The organism is Rossellomorea vietnamensis NBRC 101237 (genome assembly GCF_001591825.1).
GTDB classification, from domain to species: Bacteria; Bacillota; Bacilli; order Bacillales; family Bacillaceae_B; genus Rossellomorea; species Rossellomorea vietnamensis.
This window is the reverse complement of record NZ_BCVQ01000111.1, coordinates 1-717: the sequence shown is the minus strand read 5'-3', so window position 1 is coordinate 717 and position 717 is coordinate 1. Positions and strand designations below refer to the sequence as shown.

Annotated in this window: 7 tRNA genes; all 7 read left to right on the top strand. The window is 50.2% G+C overall.

Features of this window, described 5'->3' with window-relative positions:
* Window positions 1-114: 114 nt before the first annotated feature.
* The 7 genes from BVI01S_RS21865 to BVI01S_RS21835 all read left to right on the top strand — a co-directional run bounded on the left by BVI01S_RS21865 (window position 115) and on the right by BVI01S_RS21835 (window position 716).
* Window positions 115-188: transfer RNA gene (locus BVI01S_RS21865), tRNA-Trp, on the top strand.
* Window positions 189-199: 11 nt separating this feature from the next.
* Window positions 200-275, top strand: a tRNA-His gene (locus BVI01S_RS21860).
* 39 nt (window positions 276-314) lie between these two features.
* Window positions 315-386, top strand: a tRNA-Gln gene (locus BVI01S_RS21855).
* 4 nt (window positions 387-390) lie between these two features.
* A tRNA-Gly gene (locus tag BVI01S_RS21850) sits at window positions 391-465 on the top strand.
* Window positions 466-472: 7 nt separating this feature from the next.
* Window positions 473-546 (top strand) — tRNA-Cys (locus BVI01S_RS21845).
* A gap of 8 nt (window positions 547-554) precedes the next feature.
* Window positions 555-638 (top strand) — tRNA-Leu (locus BVI01S_RS21840).
* A gap of 4 nt (window positions 639-642) precedes the next feature.
* Window positions 643-716: transfer RNA gene (locus tag BVI01S_RS21835), tRNA-Gly, on the top strand.
* Window position 717 lies beyond the last annotated feature (1 nt).

Genomic DNA, 717 nt, shown 5'->3' with positions numbered 1-717 from the left:
GATTTTTTACGAAGCGACAGTGGAGTAAAATAATCTTCCTTAAACCACGCGCAACGAAGTGGAGCATCATGACCCAGGCAAATAGCGGAGTTGTTTTTAAATATCTTAGATCTTAGGGGTATAGTTTAACGGTAGAACGAAGGTCTCCAAAACCTTTGGTGTGGGTTCGATTCCTACTACCCCTGCCAATTTTAACATGGCGATTGTGGCGAAGTGGTTAACGCACCTGATTGTGGTTCAGGCATTCGTGGGTTCGATTCCCATCAGTCGCCCCATAAAAGTCACATTTTAATTTCCGTGACATATACTATCAGTGGGCTATAGCCAAGCGGTAAGGCATCGCACTTTGACTGCGACATGCGTTGGTTCGAATCCAGCTAGCCCAGTAGTGCGGAAGTAGTTCAGTGGTAGAACACCACCTTGCCAAGGTGGGGGTCGCGGGTTCGAATCCCGTCTTCCGCTCCAATATTAAGGCGGCATAGCCAAGTGGTAAGGCATGGGTCTGCAAAACCCTGATCACCGGTTCAAATCCGGTTGCCGCCTCCAAATGTAATGCCGGTGTGGCGGAATTGGCAGACGCGCACGACTCAAAATCGTGTTCCTCTGGAGTGCCGGTTCGATCCCGGCCACCGGTACCACATCGCGGGTGTAGTTTAGTGGTAAAACCTCAGCCTTCCAAGCTGATGATGAGGGTTCGATTCCCTTCACCCGCTCCAA